This is a genomic window from Streptomyces globisporus C-1027 (genome assembly GCF_000261345.2).
In the GTDB taxonomy this organism is placed as follows: domain Bacteria; phylum Actinomycetota; class Actinomycetes; order Streptomycetales; family Streptomycetaceae; genus Streptomyces; species Streptomyces pakalii.
Window position 1 is genome coordinate 996,534 of sequence record NZ_CP013738.1, and the last position, 15,958, is coordinate 1,012,491.

The 15,958-nt window shown below is 73.4% G+C and carries 11 protein-coding genes and 1 pseudogene; 9 read left to right on the forward strand and 3 right to left on the reverse strand.

The genetic code is table 11. The annotated features are described in order from the left end of the window. Positions 1–22 precede the first annotated feature (22 nt). From WQO_RS04240 to WQO_RS04255, 4 genes are all read left to right on the forward strand, one after another. Positions 23–871, forward strand: coding sequence for an SGNH/GDSL hydrolase family protein (locus WQO_RS04240; protein ID WP_010062308.1), 849 nt, complete (start codon positions 23–25; stop codon positions 869–871). Between the two features lie 120 nt (positions 872–991). Beyond that, positions 992–2,425: an adenylosuccinate lyase gene (gene purB / locus WQO_RS04245; RefSeq protein ID WP_010062307.1), complete on the forward strand. Its 1,434-nt coding sequence runs from the start codon at positions 992–994 to the stop codon at positions 2,423–2,425. A gap of 70 nt (positions 2,426–2,495) precedes the next feature. Continuing rightward, entirely contained in the window at positions 2,496–3,044 is a 549-nt protein-coding gene (gene mug, locus WQO_RS04250) for a G/U mismatch-specific DNA glycosylase (RefSeq protein ID WP_010062305.1), read from the forward strand. A 134-nt stretch (positions 3,045–3,178) separates the two neighbouring features. After that, entirely contained in the window at positions 3,179–4,336 is a 1,158-nt protein-coding gene (locus WQO_RS04255; RefSeq protein WP_010062303.1) for an ROK family transcriptional regulator, read from the forward strand. A 166-nt stretch (positions 4,337–4,502) separates the two neighbouring features. Here the strand turns inward: WQO_RS04255 and WQO_RS04260 are convergent, their stop codons facing one another. Further along, positions 4,503–5,273 carry a GntR family transcriptional regulator gene (locus tag WQO_RS04260; RefSeq protein WP_010062302.1) on the reverse strand — a complete coding sequence of 257 codons (771 nt, stop codon included), beginning with the start codon at positions 5,271–5,273 and terminating at the stop codon, positions 4,503–4,505. 286 nt (positions 5,274–5,559) lie between these two features. Then, on the reverse strand, positions 5,560–6,444 hold the full coding sequence (gene sigJ, locus WQO_RS04265) for an RNA polymerase sigma factor SigJ (RefSeq protein WP_010062301.1): 885 nt from the start codon (positions 6,442–6,444) through the stop codon (positions 5,560–5,562). 122 nt (positions 6,445–6,566) lie between these two features. Here sigJ and WQO_RS04270 point away from each other — a divergent pair, with 122 nt between their 5' ends. Beyond that, the gene (locus tag WQO_RS04270; protein WP_010062300.1) at positions 6,567–7,397 is read left to right on the forward strand and encodes an alpha/beta fold hydrolase; all 831 of its coding nucleotides are present in this window, start codon (positions 6,567–6,569) and stop codon (positions 7,395–7,397) included. A 93-nt stretch (positions 7,398–7,490) separates the two neighbouring features. On the opposite strand, the pseudogene WQO_RS34755 reads toward WQO_RS04270, so the two are convergent. Further along, positions 7,491–8,333, reverse strand: a pseudogene (locus WQO_RS34755) (DMT family transporter); the annotation flags it as partial. Positions 8,334–8,380: 47 nt separating this feature from the next. Between WQO_RS34755 and pdxR the strand changes: the two are divergent. The 4 genes from pdxR to WQO_RS04295 all read left to right on the forward strand — a co-directional run bounded on the left by pdxR (position 8,381) and on the right by WQO_RS04295 (position 15,950). Then, the gene (pdxR, locus tag WQO_RS04280; RefSeq protein WP_237274104.1) at positions 8,381–9,922 is read left to right on the forward strand and encodes a MocR-like pyridoxine biosynthesis transcription factor PdxR; all 1,542 of its coding nucleotides are present in this window, start codon (positions 8,381–8,383) and stop codon (positions 9,920–9,922) included. 160 nt (positions 9,923–10,082) lie between these two features. Next, positions 10,083–11,675 carry an alkaline phosphatase D family protein gene (locus WQO_RS04285; protein WP_010062297.1) on the forward strand — a complete coding sequence of 531 codons (1,593 nt, stop codon included), beginning with the start codon at positions 10,083–10,085 and terminating at the stop codon, positions 11,673–11,675. Positions 11,676–11,784: 109 nt separating this feature from the next. Continuing rightward, positions 11,785–13,164 carry an SWIM zinc finger family protein gene (locus WQO_RS04290; protein ID WP_029182464.1) on the forward strand — a complete coding sequence of 460 codons (1,380 nt, stop codon included), beginning with the start codon at positions 11,785–11,787 and terminating at the stop codon, positions 13,162–13,164. After that, entirely contained in the window at positions 13,161–15,950 is a 2,790-nt protein-coding gene (locus tag WQO_RS04295) for a DUF7825 domain-containing protein (RefSeq protein ID WP_010062294.1), read from the forward strand. The genes WQO_RS04290 and WQO_RS04295 overlap by 4 nt, the downstream gene beginning before the upstream one ends. Positions 15,951–15,958: the final 8 nt, after the last annotated feature.

Genomic DNA, 15,958 nt, shown 5'->3' on the forward strand with positions numbered 1-15,958 from the left:
CGGCCGGTACGCTCAACGGGCCATGGAATTGAATGCCTCCTACACCAGTCTCGTCGCGGTCGGCGACTCGTTCACCGAGGGCATGTCCGACCTGCTCCCCGACGGTACGTACCGGGGCTGGGCCGACGTCCTCGCCGCCCGGCTCGCGGTCCGGTCCCCCGGTTTCCGGTACGCCAATCTCGCCGTACGCGGGAAGCTCATCGGCCAGATCGTCGACGAGCAGGTGGAGGCGGCGGCCGCGCTCCAGGCCGATGTGGTCACGCTCGTCGGCGGGCTCAACGACACGTTGCGCCCCAAGTGCGACATGGGGATGGTCAGGACCCGGCTCGAAGAGGCCGTGGAGCGTCTCGCACCGACCTGCAAGCAACTGGTGCTGATGCGCAGCCCCGGGCGCAGCGGGCCGGTGTTCGACCGGTTCCGCCCCCGGGTGGAGGCACTGTTCGCCCTGATCGACGATCTGGCCGGGCGGCACGGCGCCGTGGTGGTGGACCTCTACTCCGCGCCCTCGATCGCCGACCCCCGGATGTGGGACGTCGACCGGCTCCACCTCACCGCCGAGGGCCACCGGCGCGTCGCCGAGGCCGTCTGGCAGACGCTGGGGCTGCCGGCCGAGCTGGACTGGCGGGCGCGGATGCCCGCGACCGCACCGCCGCGCTGGGCGGCCCGGCGAACGGAGGACGTCCGCTTCGCCCGGCAGCACCTGGCCCCCTGGATCGGACGACGGCTCACCGGCCGCTCCTCCGGCGACGGACGCTCGGGCGCCCAGTTCGACGCCGCGACGGGCAAGGCCTTCTGGATCACGCCCGCCGACGCCGAGAACCCCGGCCCGGTGACGGAGTGGCGGCGCGCCGCCTCCCCCGCTCCCTCGTAGTCGGGCCCTCCCTCATGACCGGCCCTCCCTCGTAACCGGCCCTCCTTCGTAGCAAGCCACAAACGGGGGCGCGGCGCTGGCCTGCACGAACCGCCAGTAGAATCCGTTTACGTGAACGCCGTGTCTGCGAAGCCTCGCATCCCCAATGTCCTGGCCGGCCGCTACGCCTCCGCGGAGCTGGCCGTCCTCTGGTCCCCCGAGCAGAAGGTGAAGCTGGAGCGTCAGCTGTGGCTGGCGGTGCTGCGCGCTCAGAAGGACCTCGGGATCGAGGTGCCCGACGCGGCGCTCGCCGACTACGAACGGGTGCTGGACCAGGTGGACCTGGCCTCCATCGCCGAGCGCGAGAAGGTCACCCGGCATGACGTGAAGGCCCGGATCGAGGAGTTCAACGCCCTCGCAGGGCATGAGCAGGTCCACAAGGGCATGACCTCCCGGGACCTGACGGAGAACGTCGAGCAGCTGCAGATCCGCCTCTCGCTGGAGCTGATGCGCGACCGCACGGTGGCCGTGCTGGCCCGGCTCGGCAAGCTCGCGGCGGAGTACCGCGAGCTGGTGATCGCCGGACGCTCCCACAACGTCGCCGCGCAGGCGACGACGCTGGGCAAGCGCTTCGCGACCGCCGCCGACGAGCTGCTCGTCGCCTACGGCCGTCTGGAGGACCTGCTCTCCCGCTACCCCCTGCGCGGGATCAAGGGCCCGGTCGGCACGGCCCAGGACATGCTGGACCTGCTCGGCGGCGACGCGGGCAAGCTCGCCGAGCTGGAGCAGCGGATCGCCGGTCATCTCGGCTTCGCCGAGGCGTTCACCTCGGTCGGCCAGGTCTACCCCCGGTCGCTCGACTACGACGTGGTCACCGCCCTGGTGCAGCTGGCCGCGGCGCCCTCCTCGGTGGCGAAGACCATCCGGCTGATGGCGGGCCACGAGTTGGTGACCGAGGGCTTCAAGCCCGGCCAGGTCGGCTCGTCCGCGATGCCGCACAAGATGAACACGCGCTCCTGCGAGCGGGTCAACGGGCTGATGGTGATCCTGCGCGGCTACGCCTCGATGACCGGTGAGCTGGCGGGCGACCAGTGGAACGAGGGCGACGTGTCCTGCTCCGTGGTCCGCCGGGTGGCGCTCCCGGACGCGTTCTTCGCGTTCGACGGCCTGCTGGAGACCTTCCTGACGGTGCTGGACGAGTTCGGCGCGTTCCCCGCGGTCGTAGCGCGCGAGCTGGACCGCTACCTCCCCTTCCTGGCCACCACCAAGGTCCTGATGGGTGCCGTACGGGCCGGGGTCGGCCGAGAGCTGGCCCACGAGGCGATCAAGGAGAACGCGGTCGCCTCCGCCCTCGCGATGCGGGAGCAGGGCGCCGAGCGCAACGAGCTGCTGGACAAGCTCGCCGCGGACGAGCGGATCCCGCTGGACCGCGCGCAGCTGGACGAGCTGATGGCCGACAAGCTCTCGTTCACGGGTGCCGCCGGTGACCAGGTGACCTCGCTGGTCGCCCGGATCGAGGAGATCACCAAGCAGCACCCCGAGGCCGCGGGCTACACCCCCGGCTCGATCCTCTGACCGGCACCGCCGTCACCGTAGGACGCGCAAGGCGGCCTGACACCCGTGGCCGCATGACACCGAAAGCCGTATGACGCCGGAAGAGCTGAACGCCGCCCGTGGCCGCATCGTCCCCGATGTGGCCGCGGGCGGTCTGCGCGTACTCTTCTGCGGCATCAACCCGAGCCTGACGACCGCGGTGACGGGTCACCACTTCGCCCATCCGGGGAACCGGTTCTGGCCGGTGCTGCACCGTTCCGGTTTCACCCCGCGGCAGTTGCGTCCGGCGGAGCAGGGCGAGCTGCTCGGCCTCGGACTCGGGATCACCAACGTGGTGGCGCGGGCCACGGCCCGGGCGGACGAGCTGGACGCGGAGGAGTTCCGCGAGGGCGGGGCCGCCCTGACCGCCAAGGTCGAACGGCTCGCCCCGCAGTGGCTCGCGGTGGTCGGCATCACCGCCTACCGCACGGCCTTCGGCGAGCCCAAGGCCCGTATCGGCCCCCAGGACCGCACGATCGGCGGGGCCCGGGTGTGGGCCCTCCCCAACCCCAGCGGCCTCAACGCCCACTGGACGGTGCGGACCATGGCCGAGGAGTACGCCCGGCTCCGGGAGGCCGCGCCCGACCGGCCCGGCTCGTAACCCGCGTTGTCCGGATTCGTCGCTTCCGGGCGACCCAGGTTGCGGCTCGATACCGGCTTCCCTCGCTGGTCGCAGGGGTCCCGGCCAGCGAGTACGATCCGGCAGAACATGCGCACGAGCTGGGAGGACATACCGTGGGCCGGCTGACCGGTGGGGACCCGTCGCTGTTGCGGCGGATCAATTCCGCGGTAGTGCTGCACGCGCTGAGGGGGGCCGGCGCGCCGACGCTGACGGACCTGACGCGGATCACGGGGCTGTCCCGGCCGACGGTCGAAGGGGTCGTCGAGGGGCTCTTCGAAGCGGGTCTTGTGGTCGAGGCCGTGCCCGACGAGAGCGAGGCACGACGCCAGGGGCGCCCTGCCCGGAGGTTCCGCTTCCGGGCCGAGGCGGGGCACCTGCTCGGTGTGGAGATCGGCCCGCACCGGGTCTCGGCGCTCATCTCGGGGCTGGACGGGCGGATCATCGGGGCCGGCTCCCGCGTGGTGTCGGAGACCGCGGGCGCGGACGACCGGCTCGACCAGGTCCGGGCCGTCATCGCGGACGTGCTGCGCCGCACCGGAGTGGCCCGGAGCAGTCTGCGCGCGGTCGGCGTGGGCAGCCCCGGGATCGTGGAGACCGACGGCACCGTGCGGCTGGGTACGGCGTTGCCGGACTGGACCGGCCTCCCGCTCGGGGAGCGGCTGCGCCGTTCGTTCCGCTGCCCCGTACTCGTCGAGAACGACGCCAACGCCGCCGCGGTGGCGGAGCACTGGAAGGGTGCGGCCACCGAGTCCGACGACGTGGTCTTCGTGCTGGCGGGGCTGAGCCCCGGTGCGGGGTCCTTGATCGGCGGGCGGCTGCACCGGGGGTTCGGCGGGGCCGCCGGGGAGATCGGCGCACTGCACCTGCTGGGCAGGGAACTGACGCCGGAGCATCTGCTGTCGACGACGGACACCCCGCTGGACCCGCTGGACGAGCAGGCGGTGGCCGTGGTGTTCGCCAAGGCCAAGGAGGGCGACGCGGGGGCCCAGGCGGCGGTCGAACGGTTCCTTCAGCGGCTGGTGCACGATGTGGCGGCGCTGGTGCTGGCGCTCGACCCGGAGCTGGTCGTGGTCGGCGGCTGGGCCGCCGGACTGGACGGGGTGCTGGAGCCGCTGCGCAAGGAGCTGGCCCGCTACTGTCTGCGCCCGCCGCGGGTGACACTGTCGCTGCTCGGTGAGGCCGCCGTCGCGACGGGGGCGTTGCGGCTCGCGCTGGACCATGTCGAAGAGGAGCTGTTCGCCGTCGAGGGAGCCGTGACGGCCCGCCGCTGACCGTGCGGCAGGGCGCAGGCGGGCCGGGACGGAGCGCGGCAGACGCGGGCGGATCGCCGCTGCCCCTGCGGCAGACGCGGACCTGAACGACGCGCGCCCGATGCTCTCCCCGAGGACCGGAGTCGTCGGGGAGAACGGCGGGCGCGGGGCCGAGCGGGCCGCAGCGTCAGGAGGCCTGGCGCTCCGGCTGTTCGTCGTGGCTGATCTCCAGCGCGCCGGAGTCCCCGAAGGTGAGCCGGCAGGTGTCCGCGCGGTAGGTGGCGACGGAGACGGCCGCCGTACCGTCCACGGTGAAGTAGCGGGTGGTGACGACGAGGACGGGGGCGCCGGGGAGCCGGTCCAGCTCCTTGGCGTCGTCCGCCCGCGCGGAGCCGAGCTCGACGGAGCGGTCCTGGCCCTGGAGGCCGAGGCGGTGCAGCTCGCGCAGGACGCTCCGGGCGCGGACCGGGCCGGACGGGGCTTCGATGGCGGAGAGGTCGGGAACCGAGGAGGCGGGGACGTAGAGAAGCTCCGCCGCCACCGCCTGCCCCTGGGTGTCGCGGATCCGGCGCACCACGTGCACCGGCTCGGCGGGGTCCGTTCCGAGCATCGCGGCCACCGGCGCCGGGGCCTTGACCATGGTGCTGTCGAGCGGCTGCCAGGCCTCGCCGCCGACGCCGTCCGCCCATTCCCGCTGGTCGGTGGAGACGGCGACGCCCACGCGCGGCGGGGCGACGGTCGTTCCGACACCGCGGCGGCGCTGCAGCCTGCCTTCGAGTTCGAGCTGCTCCAGGGCCTGCCGGAGCGTGGCTCGCGCGACACCGAACCGCGCCGCGAGGTCCCGCTCGTTGGGCAGGATCTCCCCCACCGCAAAGTCCGAGTCGAGTGCCTCACTGAGCACGGTCTTGAGGTGCCAGTACTTCGGCTCCTGTACCGATTCCAGCTGCGTGGTCCCCACCCTGATCCTCCGCAATCGCCCGGCGCCATTTCCGCGACGTTATTTATTAAAGGTTCCTGCCTTAACTGGAGACCCTAGGACGGCATACCCCCTTGGTCAAGACCAATCCTTATTCCGTAACGCAGTGAAACGGGACTCTGGCGCAGAGCGTTCACACGACGTTCGTGGTGCCGTGAGGCGGGCGCAGCACAGAGCCCCGCCATCGCAGGGGACGGCGGGGCTCTGACCAGGCACGCGGCAGGCCGGTGGGGCGCATGGGGCCCGAGCGGGTCCGTGGCGCGTGCAGCTATTCGACGGGCAATCCGGAGAGCTTGTCCGGATTACGAATGATATAGGCGCATTGAATGACACCTTGGCTGACTTCGATCTGAAAGACCGTGTCGGCCTTCCCTCCGGTGAAGAAGACCACGGCGGGTCCACCGTTGAGCTCCATGACGCGGATCTCTCCGTCGGGGTCGAGTCCGGCCGCCACCGTGAAGAGGAAGCGGCCGACCTTGTCGGCGGTCTCGATGGTCCGCAGCGCCGCCTTCGCCTTGCCGCCGCCGTCGCTGACGAGCCGGACGTCCGGGGCCAGCAGGGCGAGCAGCTGCTCGATGCCGCCTCCGGAGGCGGCGGCCAGGAAGCGTTCGGTGAGGTCGCGCCGTTCGGCCGGGTCGACGTCGTAGCGCGGCTTGCGCTCCTCCACATGCCGCCTGGCGCGGCCCGCGAGCTGCCGGACGGCCGCCTCGGTGCGGTCCAGGGCGGCGGCGATCTCGGCGTACGGGAATCCGAAGGCCTCCCGGAGCACGAACACCGCGCGCTCCAGCGGCGAGAGCGATTCGAGGACGACCAGCACGGCGAGTGAGACGGATTCGGCGAGGACGGCGCGTTCCGCGGTGTCGGGCGGGGCGGGGTCGAAGTCCGTGACGACCGGTTCCGGCAGCCAGGTCCCGGGATACGTCTCCCGGCGCGACCGGAGGTGTCTGAGCCGGTCGATGGCCAGCCGGGTGGCGATCCGCACCAGGAAGGCCCGCGGCTCCCGGACGTCCTCGCGCGGCGCCGCCGACCACCTCAGCCACGTTTCCTGGACGACGTCCTCGGCGTCGGCGACGCGGCCGAGCATGCGGTAGGCGACCCCGGTGAGTACGGGCCGGTGCTCTTCGAAGATCTCGGTCGCGGCGTCGGCGGTCATCGATCCATCCCAGCCCACGGGCCACAGGCTGTCCAGCGGGAATCGCCGGGCCTCTTGAACTACAAGCTACCCGGCGGTAATTGTTGTTGACGAGATGTCTAACCACTCCAGGGAGCAGCAGCATGACCACAACGGCCTCCTTCACCGTCGCAACGGCCGACGGCCCCCGTCCGGTCTCGGTCGCGTACGAACGGACCGGCTCGGGCGAACCGTTGCTGCTCCTGCACGGCATCGGCCACCACCTGCGGGCCTGGGACCCGGTGACGCGGATCCTGGCCGCCGAGCGTGACGTGATCGCCGTCGACCTGCCCGGCTTCGGGACCTCGCCCGCGCTGCCGGACGGAGTTCCGTACGATCTCGGGACCGTCGCCCCGGTCCTCGCCGCCTTCTGCGGCGAACTCGGCCTGGACCGCCCCCATGTGGCCGGGAACTCGCTCGGCGGGCTGCTCGCGCTGGAGCTCGGCCGCACGGACGCGGTCCGGTCGGTGACCGCGCTGTCCCCGGCGGGCTTCTGGACGGAGGCGGAGCGGCGGTACGCCTTCGGCACCCTGCGGGCGATGCGCCGGAGCGCGCTGGCTCTGCCGGTGCCGCTGATCGAGCGCCTGTCGGGCAGCGCGGCGGGCCGGACGGCCCTCACCAGCACCATCTACGCCCGGCCCGGCAGGCGTTCACCGGAGGCCGTCGTCGCCGAGACGCTCGCCCTGCGTGAGGCGACCGGCTTCCACCAGACGCTGGAGGTCGGCCGGGGCGCGGTCTTCGACGAGGACGTGAAGGGTGTCCCCGTCACCGTCGCCTGGGGCACCCGCGACCGGATCCTGCTGCGCCGGCAGGGGGTCCGCGCCAAGCGGGTCATCCCGGACGCCCGGCTCGTGCGGCTGCCCGGCTGCGGGCACGTTCCGATGAACGACGACCCTGCGCTCGTGGCCCGCGTCATCCTGGACACCAGCCGCTGAGCCGTCGCGCGGGGTCTCCGGCGTACGGCTCCCGGGCCGTACGCCGGAGGCCCCGCGCCGCCCGAGGACGCCGGAGCCGTACGCCACACCGGCGCCGACCAGGAGGCTTCCCGCGCCCTGGGCGAGGCCGTACGTCCCGGCTCCGACCAAGGGGGCGGTCAGGGCGGCGGAGACCGGGATCAGCCCGGAGAAGAGCGTGGCGCGTTCCGCCCCGATGCGCTGTATCCCGCTGTACCAGCAGACGAACCCGATCACGGTGACGACGACGGCCTGCCACAGCAGCGCCGTAGCCTCGCCGCCCGTCGGGACCCGCAGGAACGAGCCGCCGTCCAGCAGCAGTCCGAGCAGCGCCGACTCGCCGGCCGCGACGCCGCAGACCGTCGCGGAGAGGAGCTTCGGGCCCAGCGGCCGCAGGACCGGGACGGCCAGGGTTGCGAAGCCGACCTCGCCCGCGAGCGCGCCCACCGAGAACAGCACGCCCGCCAGGTCGGTGCGCCCCCAGCCCTGGACGGTGAACGCCCCGACGGCGACGAGGCCTGCCGCGTACAGCGTGACGCGGGACGGACGTCGGCCGTCCAGCAGCGGGACGAGCACGCCGACCACGATCGGCGCACAGCCCACGAAGACGCCCGGAACAGCCGGTTCCGCCGTCTGCTCCGCCGTCAGGACCGCCAGGTTGAACCCGACCATGCCCACGGCGGCGAGCAGGGCGATCCGCCCCCACTGGCGGCGGGTGAGGCGTCGGAGCCGGGCCGTCGCGGAGTCGGGATCGCGGCGAAGGAACGGGATGAGCAGCAGCGCGGCGAGGCCGTACCGGAGCGCCTGGCCGCCCGCGAACGGATAGTCGCCGAGGACACTGTTGGCCGTGAAAGATGCCCCCACCAGCACACACGCGAGGGCCGCGAGGAGGGCCCCGCGCAGAGAGGTTGCGTTCATGGGTCCGACGCTAGGGTCGGCGACGGACCGGTTTAAGGTCCACTTCCATGACGAGTTCGGGGACCAATTCGGGGGCGGAGGCGGGGGCCGAGGTGGGCTCCGAGGCGGGTGCCGACTCGGAAGCCGGTCCGGGGGCCGCTCCAGGGTCCGGTCCGCGTCGCCCGGCGGCGGAATCGCTCTCTCCGGCCTGGGAGTTGCTGCTGCCCGCCGCTGCCGCTCCGGCGCGCGGGCGGGGGCGTGCGCTGCGGTCCGCGCTCCGGGAGGCGGTGCGCTCCGGCCGTCTGGCGGGCGGCACGCGGCTGCCGTCCAGCCGTGAACTCGCCGCCGATCTGGGGGTGTCGCGGGGTCTGGTCACCGAGGCGTACGAGCAGCTCACCGCGGAGAGCTATCTGCGCAGCGGGCGGGGCGCGGGCACCTGGGTGAGCGAGGGTGTACGCGCTGCGGAGCGCCTTGTACGCGACCGTGCGCCGGGCGCGGCGGGCGCACGCGTGGACTTCCGGCCCGGCACCCCCGATCTGTCCCTCTTCCCGCGCAGCGCGTGGGCCGCCGCCCAGCGGACGGTGTTCGGCCGGCTGCCGCACGGAGCGCTGGGCTACCCCGATCCGCGCGGGCTGCCGGAGCTGCGCGAGGCCCTGACCGGACTGCTCGCCCGGCGCCGGGGTGTGGTGGCCGATCCGGAGCGGCTGGTGGTCTGCTCGGGGGTGGCCCAGGCGACGACCCTGCTCGGCTTCGTCCTCCGGGACGAGGGCGTGGTGTCGGTCGGGGTGGAGGATCCGGGCAGCCCGGAACACTCCTCGCTGTTCGCGGCGACCGGCCTGGGCACGGTCCCGCTCCCCCTCGACGACGAGGGACTCGCCCTCGCGCCCCTGGAGCGCTCCGGCGTACGCGCGGTGGTGACCACGCCTGCGCACCAGTTCCCCACCGGAATCGGCTACTCCGCGCAGCGGCGCGGCGAACTGCTCGGCTGGGCGCGGGACGCGGGCGCCGTGATCATGGAGGACGACTACGACGGGGACTTCCGGTACGACCGGGCCCCGGTGGGCGCCTTGCAGGGGCTGGATCCCGAGCGGGTCGTGTACACCGGCTCCGTGAGCAAGTCGCTGGCCCCCGGTCTGCGGCTCGGCTGGCTGATCGCGCCCGCCGCGCTCACCGATCGGATCGTCGCCCGCAAACGGACGATGGACCTGGGCAACCCGGTGCTCGACCAGGCCGTGCTGACGGATTTCATCGTGGGCGGCGGCTACGACCGGCAGTTGCGGCGCTGCCAACGGGCTTACCGGGAACGGCGGGACGCGATGGTGGCCGCGCTCGACGAGCACTTCCCCGGCACGGCGGTCAGCGGCATCGCGGCGGGGCTGCACGTCATCGCCCGGCTGCCCGCGCGGTACGGCCCCGAGAACGTCTTCCTGGAGCGGGCGGCGGGGGCGGGCATCGCCCTGCGGCCGCTGCGCGACTGCGGAACGGCCGGCTCCGAGGACGGCACCCTGCCGCTCGTCCTCGGGTACGCCCATCTCGCCCCCGGGGACATCGCCCGGGGGGTCGCGGCGCTGGCGGAGGCGTGGCGTACCGGACGGGCCGGTTCCGGCTGAGCGGCCGGACAGCGCCGCGCCCGACGGGCGTCGTTCACCCGGGGTTCGGTCCCCGGCCGCCGCGAGGCACTAGGCATGGCGCAGACCGGTTCCGTACCGGGACGGGCCGCGCCCTTCCCGGTACGGTGCACCGCCCGACCACCTCCCTGGAGGCGCTTCGATGCCCCACCGTCCGCACCGTCCGCTCGTGTCCTCTCCCGGCCGTCGTGCCGTCCTGCGCGGTTCGCTGATCGCCCCGGCGGCCGTCGCCCTCTCGCCCGCCGTCGCATCGGCGGCACCCGCGCTGCACCTGGCGGGGCGGCCCGAGGCCTCCTGGGGTGTGCAGGTGGGCGGCGTCACCTCCTCGTCGGCGCTGCTGTGGGTGCGCTCGGACCGGCCGGCCCGGATGCTGGTGGAGACCTCGGCGACCGAGTCGTTCCGGCGGGTCCGCAGGTGGCACGGGCCGTCGATCGGGCCCGGAACGGACTTCACGGGCACCACGCCGCTGTACGGGCTGCCGCCGGGCGAGCAGGTGCACTACCGCGTGACGCTCGCCGATCCGGCCGATCCGCGCCGTACCGGAAAACCGGTGTACGGGACCTTCCGCACCGCTCCGGCGCGGCGCCGGTCCGGGGTGCGTTTCCTGTGGTCGGGCGATATCGCGGGCCAGGGCTGGGGCATCAATCCGGACATCGGCGGCTACCGGGTGTACGAGGAGATGCGCCGCCTGGACCCGGACTTCTTCCTGTGCAGCGGCGACAGCATCTACGCGGACGGTCCGCTGGAGGAGAGCGTGGCGCTGCCGGACGGCCGGGTCTGGCGCAACGTCATGACCGAGGAGAAGGCGAAGGTCGCCGAGACGCTGGACGAGTACCGGGGCAACTTCCGCTACAACCTGCTCGACCGGAACGTCCGCCGCTTCAACGCGCAGGTGCCCTCCGTCGTGCAGTGGGACGACCACGAGGTGCGCAACAACTGGTATCCCGGCCAGATCCTCGACGACGCCCGCTACACCGAGAAGAACGTGGACATCCTCGCGGCGCGCTCCGTTCGGGCCTTCCAGGAGTACGTGCCACTCGCGCCGTCGCACGGTTCCGGGCGGCGGTCGCGGATGTACCGGGTGGTCCACCACGGGCCGCTGCTCGACGTGTTCGTCCTCGACATGCGGTCGTACCGCAACGCCAACTCCCCCAATCGGCAGGCCGACGACGCGACGGGCATCCTCGGCGCCGAGCAGTTGCGGTGGCTCAAGCGCTCGCTCGCCGCCTCCCGGGCGGAGTGGAAGGTGATCGCCGCCGACATGCCGCTCGGCCTGGTGGTCCCGGACGGTGCGACGAACTTCGAGGCCGTGGCGCAGGGTGACCCCGGGGCCCCGCTCGGGCGGGAGCTCCAGATCGCCGAGCTGCTCCGCTTCGTCAAGCACCGCAGGATCACCGGCACCGTGTGGCTGACGGCCGACGTCCACTACACCTCGGCCCAGCACTACGCGCCGGAGCGGGCGGCGTTCAAGGACTTCGCCCCGTTCTGGGAGTTCGTGTCGGGCCCGCTGGCCGCAGGCGGCTTCCCGGCCAATGCGCTGGACGGCACGTTCGGCCCCGACCGGGTCTTCGTGCGGGCCCCCGACCGGGCCAATGTCTCGCCGATGGAGTCGCCGCAGTACTTCGGCGAGGTGGAGATCGACGGGGGAAGTGCGGAGCTGACGGTGCGTCTGCGGGCGGAAGGCGGGTCGGTGCTGTTCACCAAGGTGCTCAGGCCGGGCCGCGTCGGCCAGTAGCGGCGGCGAACGGCTTCGGAGCGAACAGGGGCGGGTGAACGCGGCGTTCCGCAGCGAACGACGGCTTCGGCGACGGCCGTTGTCAGTGCTGGGTCCTACGCTTTTTTTCATGACCCGATCCGTTCAGGCCTTGGCCTACGCACGCCCGTCCGCCCTGGCGTCCTCGCAGGTGGGGCCCTCCCTCGGTCTGGAGACCGCAGGGGGGCTCACCCCGCGCGGAGCGGAGGCGCACCCGCGGTTCTTCGCCGGTTTCCTCTCCGATCCGCGGATAGCCGCGCGGGGGCTGCTGGCGGTGGCGGACGTGGCCGCCGCCCGCTACTACCAGCGCACGCTGCCCGCCTCGCTGGACCCGGTGGTGACGGGGAACGGAGACCGGCTGCGCTTCGAGTCGTTCTCCGGCTGCTGCGGGGTGTATGCCCGGCTCGATGTGCTCCGGGAAGGGCTGGACGGGCAGGAGACGGGCCACGGAACGACGAATGTGGATGTGAACGCTCCGCTGCGGGAGGCGCTTTCGCGGATCACGGCGGACGATCCGCTGCATCTGCGGGTGGGGCCCGATGAACTGGCGGTGACCACCCTGGACGGTCCGGTGGTGGAGAAGAAGGTTCCGCTGCCCGACCGGTGGCTGCGCGGTTTCGCGGAGGCTCAGGTCGCCTCGGCCGGATTCGATCTGCGGGCCGAGCTGACGGCGGCACAGGCGGTGGCGTTCCTGCGGTCGCTGCCCCGCACCCCGTCCTCGGGGAACGCTGGGCGCGGCGCCCGGTGGGTGGTGGCGTCGGGCGGGTCCCTGCGCCCCACGACCCGGCCGGTCCCGGGCGCGGTGTGCCTGCCGGGCCCGGAGCGGCTGGTGGCGTTGCAGCGGGTGCTGCGCGACGCGACGGCCCTGCGGGTGTACGGGCCGGTGGCCGACGGTGCGGCGGCGGCGAGCGCCTGGGAGGTGGTGCTGCCGGGGATGCGGCTCACGCTGACGCTCTCCCCCGATTCCGCTCGGGGGTTCTCGGGCGAGGGCGGCGTCCTGGAGGCGCTGGCCACGGAGGACGCGGCGGCCGACGCCGAGCTGGTGTCGGTGCTGCTCGCCTGGGAGCCCCGGATCGAACCGGCGTCGCTGGCCGAGCAGTCGGGGCTGAGCGTGGAGCGGGTGCGGGCCGCGCTGACCCGGCTGGGCACGGCGGGCCGCGTGGGGTACGACCTGTCGGACGCCGCGTACTTCCACCGTGAGCTGCCGTACGACGCGGACCGGGCGGAGCGGCACAATCCGCGTCTCGTGGCCGCCCGCCGGCTGGCCGGCGAGGGCGCGGTGTCGCTCGACGGTTCGCGGGCGACGGTCGTCTCCGGGGACCGCCGCTACCAAGTACGGGAGAGCGGTTCCGCGTTCAGCTGTACGTGTCAGTGGTGGGCGGGCTACCGGGGGCGGCGGGGTCCCTGCAAGCACGCGCTCGCCGTGCGCATGGTCCGCCGGGGTGCGACGGTCGCCGGAGGTGCGCGATGAAGGAGCTGCTGACCGCCGTGCGGGCGGGGCGTCACCACGATGTGCCGCCGTTGGTGCTCGCCCTGGACCGGCCCGGCCGCCGGTCCGCGCTCGCCGAGCTGAAGGAGCTGCGCAAGGAGGTGCGGGGCTGGGACTGGCAGCGGCGCGACAAGATCCGCAAGGCGCTGCTGGTGGCCGGTGCGGGCTGTCACACCGGGGCGGCGGGGTGTGCCGCCTGGATCGGCGGCCGTGATCTGCGGGACTGGACCCGCTCCCCGTATCCGTTGATCCTCGCCTCGCTGAAGGACCGCGATCCGGCGTGGCTCGGCGATCTCGCCCGCCGCTTCGCGGTGCGCTCGGCCCTCTCCGAGGCGGAGTACACCTTCGTCGGCGAGCTGACCCGCATCGCCCGGGTCCCGCTTCCTGTCACGGACAACCTCGTGACGGGCTGGACGGAGCTGGTCGGCGCGGCGCGCTGGCGGCGCCGGACCCGCCGCCCGCTGACCGAGATCCTGCGGGACGATCCGCACAGCGCCGTGCTGGCGCCCCGGCTGTTCGAGATGGCCGAGCTGCCGCCGCAGGTCGACTTCTACGACGCGCCGGATTCACAGGACCACTGGCCCGGGGCGCTGTGCGCGCTGGCCGGGGACGGGGTGCTGGACCGGTCGTATCTGGTGGAGCGGTGCGTGGCGCGTCTGATGCGTGGCGGCAGATCCGTCGACCAGCGGTTCTTCCTGGCCGTTCTCCAACGGCTGGAGGCGACGGAGGACGAGGAGCAGCGGCACCTGCGGGACTGGACGGCGATGGCGGCGGACGGCATCGCGCCGGTCGCCTCGCATGCCCAGCAGGTGCTCGTACGGCTCGACGCGCGGGGCGCGTTGCCGACCCGGGAGCTGGCGGACGTGTCGGGGGCGCTGCTCTTCCGGCCGGAGAAGAAGCTGGTACGGGCCCAGTTGACGCTGCTGGGCAAGGTGCTGCGCCGGGACTCCTCGACGGCGGGCGAGCTTCTTCCGGCGGTCGGCGAGGCGTTCGGCCATGAGGGCATCGACATCCAGGAGCGGGCCCTGAAGCTGGTCGCCCGGTATCTTCCCGCCGCCGGTCCGGAGGTGCGGGAGCTGCTGGCATCGGCCGCCGCGCAGTTGGGCCCCGTGCACCGGGAGACGGTCACCGCCCTGTTCGGCGGTCTCGTGGAAGAGGCGCCGCAGGTGGCGTACGAGGAGTTGCTGCCGCCGGCGCCGGTGCTGCGGCGTCTGGAGCCCGCTCCGAAGACCGTGGCCGAGCTCGTCGAGGAGGTGGCCGCCCGGGTGAAGGCGCACGCGTCGGAGCACTGGATTCCGGCGTCGGCCGTTCTGGACACCTCGGCCGGGATCACCGGATTCGAGCGGGCGCTCGACGGCCTCGTCCGGCTGGCCCGGAGCGACCGGGAGGAGCTGACGGGGGGTTTGCGGGAGGCGCTGGCCGGGGTGCATTTCGTCGAGCACGGTCTGTCTCCGTACATGGTCGATCCGCGCGGCGTCTCGACCTCGCACGGGCTCTCGGTCGTGGTGGCCTCGCTGCTGGGCCTGGTGTCCGAGCGGGACAGGGTCGCCTGGCGGGCGAAGACGGTCGTGACGGGGGCGGACGCCTGTGCTCATGCCGCGCTGAACGGGGTGCTGCTCGACCGGGTGTGGGAGGCGTCGGAGGCGATGGCCGCCGGGCGGGTGCCGTTCCTGCTGGCGACGCCGACCTGGCACACCGGGGCGGTCGAGGCGGCCGAGCTCGTGGAGCGGCTGCGGACCTACCGGGATCTGGATGTCCGCCCGGGGCCCGCCGACTTCGCCCAGGCCCTGCTGCGGGTCCGCCGGGGCAGTGGTCCCGAGCGGGCGGAGGCCGCCGCGGCGGCCGAGGCGCTGGGCACCGGCGAGGGCGACCGGCTGGCCGCCTGGATCCGGGCCGAGGCTTCGGTGGCCCCGGTTCTGCGGCATCCGGCGACCACCCTCTCCCGACCGTCGGCCGGCACGTGGTGGCAGCGCACGACGACCGGCGCCCGCCAGGTGCTGCCGGCGACCCGGGAACGGCTGGTGATCCAGCGCGATTTCCCGGAGGCGTTCCACTGGCTGGGCCGCGCCCAGCTCCCCCGCGCCCAGGAGTGCTACCACTGGGGACCCGAGCGGTCCTCGCACTGGACGGCCACCCTGCCCGGCGACCCGGAGACGCTGGCCGCCTGGCTGATGCCTGATCTGCTGTTCGCCGCCGATCAGGGGCAGCGGGGAGCCGCCGGGTTCCTGCCCGCGCTGGCCGAGAGCGCGGGCGAGACGGGCGGGGCGATGCATCTCGCGCTGGCCTACGCGCTCGGCGCCCGGCACCCCGAGGACCGGACGGCGGCGGTGGACACGCTGCTGGTGCTGGCCGCGCGGGGGCGGCTGGACGGGGCGATGCTCGGGCGGGAGCTGGCGATCCTGGTCGACCGCGACCTGGTGAAGGTGAACCGCACGGCCGACGCGCTCGGCACGGCGGCCGCCACCGGCGCCTGCCGGACGGTGCTGACCGTGCTGGCGGCGATGCTGCCCGGTCTCCTGGCGTACGAGAGGACGCCCCGGGGGCTCGGGGACCTGCTGTCCGTGGCGGCCGAGTGCGCCGAGCGCTGCGGTACGGGCGGAATCGAGCCGATACCGGGGCTCGCGGCGACGGCGGGGCGCAAGGGCTCGTCCCAGACGGTCCGCCAGGCCGCCCGGCTGCTCGCCACGTTCGGGGACCGGGAGATCGAGGAGCGACCGGTCCCGGGATCTGACCGAAAAGCAACGATAGGGGACCAGATCAACACGTAACCCATCAG

Excerpts from the sequence above, each read along its gene's own strand:
- WQO_RS04240 (WP_010062308.1), top strand. The coding sequence starts at position 23 with ATGGAATTGAATGCCTCCTACACCAGTCTCGTCGCGGTCGGCGACTCG.
- mug (WP_010062305.1), top strand. The coding sequence starts at position 2,496 with ATGACGCCGGAAGAGCTGAACGCCGCCCGTGGCCGCATCGTCCCCGAT.
- sigJ (WP_010062301.1), bottom strand. The coding sequence starts at position 6,444 with ATGACCGCCGACGCCGCGACCGAGATCTTCGAAGAGCACCGGCCCGTA.
- WQO_RS04270 (WP_010062300.1), top strand. The coding sequence starts at position 6,567 with ATGACCACAACGGCCTCCTTCACCGTCGCAACGGCCGACGGCCCCCGT.
- pdxR (WP_237274104.1), top strand. The coding sequence starts at position 8,381 with ATGACGAGTTCGGGGACCAATTCGGGGGCGGAGGCGGGGGCCGAGGTG.
- WQO_RS04285 (WP_010062297.1), top strand. The coding sequence starts at position 10,083 with ATGCCCCACCGTCCGCACCGTCCGCTCGTGTCCTCTCCCGGCCGTCGT.
- WQO_RS04290 (WP_029182464.1), top strand. The coding sequence starts at position 11,785 with ATGACCCGATCCGTTCAGGCCTTGGCCTACGCACGCCCGTCCGCCCTG.
- WQO_RS04295 (WP_010062294.1), top strand. The coding sequence starts at position 13,161 with ATGAAGGAGCTGCTGACCGCCGTGCGGGCGGGGCGTCACCACGATGTG.